The sequence below is a fragment of the Acinetobacter johnsonii CIP 64.6 genome (assembly GCF_000368045.1).
In the GTDB taxonomy this organism is placed as follows: Bacteria; Pseudomonadota; Gammaproteobacteria; order Pseudomonadales; family Moraxellaceae; genus Acinetobacter; species Acinetobacter johnsonii.
Map to the genome: position 1 here is coordinate 401,055 of NZ_KB849236.1, position 4,138 is coordinate 405,192.

Here is a 4,138-nt window from a genome sequence, read left to right on the forward strand (position 1 = left end):
GAAATAGAACGTTTGGAGAATAGCAGAATGGACCAGCCTAGTTTAGAGCATCGTCACCACCTGCTGTCGTCCAATGCGCTGCCAAGGTAAACCCTGGATCAGTGCCTGTAACTGTTCCGGACTGATCGCCATGCTTTCACCCTGGTGAACCTGCGCCCAGTGGAATTTTCCCTGTTCCAGCCGCCGGGCACACAGCCAGATGCCCAGTCCATCATGTACCAGCACTTTCATGCGATGGCCACGTTTATTACAGAACAGGTAAGCACAATGCGGTTTAATGTAGCCAAAGGCTCTCACCACCTGAGCCATGATAGTATCCATCCCTGCTCGCATATCCAGAGGTTGGGTAGAAAGCCAGATTTCATCAATGCGGATCATGTTGCAAGTGCCTTGAGTAATTCTGCTAAAGCAGATATTTCTGATACTTGCCATTTCAAGCCAATTTCTGCTTTTGAGTGGGGTAAAGTAATTTGAACCGTTAACATGTCAGTAGGAGTAGGATCTAATGGTGCAGAGCAAGATAAGGCAATAAATGCAGGTTTATTCGGTAGTGGTGAGCGATCATTCCCTGGCTTAGCATCAATTAAGCGAATCCATTTGGATACAAGATTTGTATTCAATCCATGTTGCAAAGCGACCGAAGCAATTGAAACGTCCGGTGCTTTACAAGCCTGAACGATCTGCTGTTTAAATTCAGCACTGTATGTTCTTCGTTTTTTCGCAAGAGATGCGATGGATGTCTGGTGATTTGTAGTCATAAATTTTAGTCCCCACTTGTTTTTAAGTGGGGACTAAATTAAGGCTTATAGGATGAATTCATAAGGTGTGTTCAGCGGACGCTTACACTTGTGGGGCCTTCCTTTGCCAGAAGATGCGGATACTGAGCATCCAAAAGTAAAAGAACTGCATGAGCTTCTTGCATAGTCTGAAGGTATGGTCTGGTGTTCACCTGAACGTCATGGTTCTATGAGTTCCATTTTTAAATCACAAATAGACTGGATTCCACTTGCAGGAGGAGCAATCGGCACTGTTGCAAATAACCACGAATGGTAAGCTGAAGACTGTTTTAGCTAAAGGTGCAGCATATGAATCCTTTCCATGGTCGGCATTTTCAGGGCGAAATCATTCTTTGGGCTGTGCGCTGGTATTGTAAATATGGCATTAGCTATCGTGAACTGCAGGAAATGCTGGCCGAACGGGGTGTGAATGTTGATCACACGACTATTTACCGTTGGGTTCAACGTTATGCTCCTGAAATAGAAAAACGTTTACGCTGGTATTGGCGTAATCCTACAGATCTGAGCTCGTGGCATATTGATGAAACCTATGTAAAAGTGAATGGACGATGGTCTTATCTGTATCGTGCAGTCGATCAACGTGGCGATACCATTGATTTTTATCTTTCTTCTAGACGTAATACCAAATCAGCATATTGTTTTCTTGGAAAAATTTTAAATAATGTGAAGAAGTGGCAAATTCCACAAGTGATCAACACGGATAAAGCACCCACATATGGACGTGCTTTATCACGGTTAAAACGGGAAGGTAAATGTCCGCCAGACCTTGAGCACAGGCAGATTAAGTATAAAAATAACGTGATTGAATGTGATCATGGCAAGCTAAAGCGGATCATCAGGGCCACATTAGGATTCAAATCTATGAAGACGGCTTATGCCACAATTAAAGGTATTGAAGTCATGCGTGCACTACGTAAAGGACAAGCATCGTCATTTTATTATGGTCAGCCTCAGGGTGAAGTGTGTCTAATCAACAGGGTTTTCGGTCTCTAAGTACTTTTTAAAGGGAACATCATCGACTCAAATCTCTATTTGCAACAGTGCCACTCAAAAAGAGTCCGATGGATACAGTGTTGGCAGGCAAAGGCGAACCTGTCGCAATCCTCAATCGTAACACGGCATGAGTAATGCTACCTTTTATAAATGGCGTGCCAAATATGGTGGTATGGATACATCATTAATGGCTCGACTGAAAGAGCTAGAAGCCGAAAATACCAGACTTAAAAAGATGTATGCGGAAGAGCGATTAAAGGCCGAAATCATCCAGGAAGCGATGGCAAAAAAGTGGTAAAGCCATCTTGCCGGCGTAAGATGGCACAACAGGCAGTTGCCCAGCATGCCATTAGTATTCGTTTGGCTTGTAAAGCATTTGGCATTAGTGAAACCTGCTACCGCTATCAAGCCAAACTCAGCGATGACAATGCACTCATTGCTGAACAGCTCATTGAACTCACTGAGGAAAATTCCGATTGGGGCTTTGGTTTGTGCTTCTCGTATTTACGGCATGTTGAGAGTTGCTGCTGGAATCACAAGCGGGTTTACCGCATTTACTGTGAGTTGGCACTGAATCTGCGTATTAAACCGAGAAGAAGACTAAAACGGCATGCGCCTGAACCATTGAAAGAACCAATCCGAGAAAATCAGGTTTGGTCATTAGATTTTATGCATGATCAGCTTTCCGATGGTCGCAAGTTTCGATTATTGAATGTGATTGATGATTACCGCCGCGAAGGCCTAGCCATTGACGCAGGGTTCTCATTGCCCACAATCAGGGTTATTCGTACGTTGAATCAATTGCTGGAGTGGAGAGAAAAACCGTTAGTGATCCGATGCGATAATGGTCCCGAATTTATCAGTCACGAATTTGTGCGCTGGGCTACTGAGCACGGTATTCGTATTGAATATATTCAACCGGGTAAGCCACAGCAGAATGCGTATATTGAACGCTATAATCGGACCATACGTTATAGTTGGCTGAGCAAGCATTTATTTGATACTTTGGATGAAGTACAAGATTATGCAACAAACTGGTTGTGGCATTACAACCATGAAAGACCACATCAAGCTAACAAAGGAAAGCCACCTCTAATGGCTGCTTAACCTCTACTTTTAACTTCGGTTATTTATGGGAGGATTACCACTTAATTAATTGTTCAGCATGATTCACTCCTTTTCTTTTTTTGAAAGACTTGCTATACCAAGATTCCCCAATTTTAAAAAGACCTACATTGCTCTTATTGTCATACAATTTCCAACTTAGTAGCCATGATTCAGTAATTGCGGGATGTTGATTAATTAATAGTATAAGTAAAGGATATAATGTATTATAACTTGAATAAAAAATTTCCTCCTTAATGATATCTTTTTCCTTGCTCAAACCTGATATACCTAAAAAGTTTAAATAATTCTTAATGTCTTTATGTTTAAAGGGAGTTTCATAATAAGTACGAAATGTATTATTTTTATTTAGAGTTCCTATCGGTACAGGGTTTCTTAAATTATTATTTTGGTTTACTTTAATAGTTCCTTTGTTGCTGCATTCAATAAAATAATCATATTTTTCATTTACTTTTTTTCTAAGTAATTCTGAACAGTAGACTATATGGTCAATTTCATTAATTATTTTAATAAAAATTAATTCTTTGGCCTCACTATCTGTATAACTTAGTGGAATTTGTGTTACTAATTTATTATGTAATAATTGTTGTTTATTGTTTTTTATCACATTTGTTGTAGTGTTTTTATTTGTACAATTTTTATAGATTGGCCTAAGTATTTCTGTGAGAGGTTCTTGAAATATTCCATAGTTGACTAGTAAGCTGTACATATCGACCATACAACTCCATCTTCCGTGAAAATGACCAATATTATAGTTTTTTATTTTTGCATCAATTAAGCATAAATTATAAATAATAAGCATGCTTTCAAATGCGTACTCTGAAGACATTGCCCTCTGTAAGTCTTTAATATTTGGATAAACTAGAACTAAAACTCTAAATAAGCTAACTAGATATCCAATTTTTTTTGACAATGTGGTTGATATTATTTTTTTTCCATAAGTTATCATTATTTGATGTAATTTATGTGTGAACTCTTTTCCATATGCATCGTAAATAATACTGATATTAAGATTCATAATTTTCTTATCATTGCTGCAAATGCTCCAACCTTGATAATATTCAATTTTTTCTATATTTTTTTCAGTATTTTTATATATAAATATACAATGTTCTACGTCTTCACTTATTGAACCGTACCGGGTTTGTCGGAGAGTCAATATTCTGAGAGACTATCCCGATGACAAAATTAAAATATACCCCTGAAATCAGAGAAAGATCGGT

The 4,138-nt window shown here is 38.8% G+C and carries 4 protein-coding genes and 2 pseudogenes; 3 read left to right on the top strand and 3 right to left on the bottom strand.

The features are described from left to right. Positions 1-42: 42 nt before the first annotated feature. Together tnpB and tnpA are read right to left on the bottom strand one after the other, a co-directional pair. Positions 43-378 (bottom strand): IS66 family insertion sequence element accessory protein TnpB, encoded by a 336-nt coding sequence (gene tnpB, locus F986_RS12930; protein WP_004691519.1) that lies wholly within the window; start codon positions 376-378, stop codon positions 43-45. After that, positions 375-758, bottom strand: a complete 384-nt coding sequence (gene tnpA, locus F986_RS12935) for an IS66-like element accessory protein TnpA (RefSeq protein WP_004691518.1) — start codon at positions 756-758, stop codon at positions 375-377. Before tnpA ends, tnpB begins: the two co-directional genes overlap by 4 nt. An 85-nt stretch (positions 759-843) precedes the next feature. On the opposite strand from tnpA, the pseudogene F986_RS18300 reads away from it, so the two are divergent. The 3 genes and pseudogenes from F986_RS18300 to F986_RS12950 form a co-directional block, all read left to right on the top strand. Further along, a pseudogene (locus tag F986_RS18300) lies at positions 844-1,023 on the top strand (NAD(P)H-dependent oxidoreductase); the annotation flags it as partial. Positions 1,024-1,085: 62 nt separating this feature from the next. After that, complete coding sequence (locus tag F986_RS12940; RefSeq protein ID WP_001067784.1) at positions 1,086-1,790, top strand: IS6-like element IS1006 family transposase; 705 nt, start codon at positions 1,086-1,088, stop codon at positions 1,788-1,790. 121 nt (positions 1,791-1,911) lie between these two features. Next, a pseudogene (locus F986_RS12950) lies at positions 1,912-2,897 on the top strand (IS3 family transposase); the annotation flags it as partial. Positions 2,898-2,931: 34 nt separating this feature from the next. Here F986_RS12950 and F986_RS12955 read toward each other — a convergent pair. Next, positions 2,932-3,933: a hypothetical protein gene (locus F986_RS12955; protein WP_004695755.1), complete on the bottom strand. Its 1,002-nt coding sequence runs from the start codon at positions 3,931-3,933 to the stop codon at positions 2,932-2,934. Positions 3,934-4,138 lie beyond the last annotated feature (205 nt).

Coding starts and splice junctions, on each gene's coding strand:
- tnpB (WP_004691519.1), bottom strand. CDS start 378: ATGATCCGCATTGATGAAATCTGGCTTTCTACCCAACCTCTGGATATG.
- tnpA (WP_004691518.1), bottom strand. CDS start 758: ATGACTACAAATCACCAGACATCCATCGCATCTCTTGCGAAAAAACGA.
- F986_RS12955 (WP_004695755.1), bottom strand. CDS start 3,933: ATGAATCTTAATATCAGTATTATTTACGATGCATATGGAAAAGAGTTC.
- F986_RS12940 (WP_001067784.1), top strand. CDS start 1,086: ATGAATCCTTTCCATGGTCGGCATTTTCAGGGCGAAATCATTCTTTGG.